The organism is uncultured Ruegeria sp. (assembly GCF_947489545.1).
In the GTDB taxonomy this organism is placed as follows: domain Bacteria; phylum Pseudomonadota; class Alphaproteobacteria; order Rhodobacterales; family Rhodobacteraceae; genus Ruegeria.
On the sequence record NZ_CANLDZ010000093.1, the window covers coordinates 1 to 398 of the forward strand.

The window sequence follows — 398 nt, forward strand, 5'->3', positions numbered from 1 at the left end:
GGCTTTGGTTGTCGGTGGGTTGCTGATTTCTGGCGGCACTGGTGCCATTCAAACCGCGATGGTGATCGGGGCGTTGCCGTTCTCGATTGTTATGGCTCTTATGTGCATCGCGTTGATCAAGGCCATCTGGAATGATGGTCGGCGAGAGGCCGCAGGCGTTGCTTCAACAATTGATCCCGAAACCTCGACGATGCCAGCAGAATAAGCACCGCTGAAGCTCTTGGGGCCCCGGTTAACATCCGGGGCCTTAGTCTATTTTGGGGTCCTGAGATGTGGTCGGAACAGACTGCCGGTCGCCATCGATCGGGGCGTTGCAGGCCTCGTCATGGCCGAGACAAGCGAGAACTCACAGACTGTTCAGCCTGTGTTTTTCAAGTATTCCGCACAGCACTTCTTTG

At 55.8% G+C, this 398-nt stretch carries 1 protein-coding gene; it reads left to right on the plus strand.

All coding sequences use genetic code 11. The features are described from left to right. A partial coding sequence (locus tag Q1B13_RS26905; protein ID WP_299085972.1) for a BCCT family transporter occupies positions 1-205 on the plus strand: 205 nt, incomplete at its 5' end. Positions 206-398: the final 193 nt, after the last annotated feature.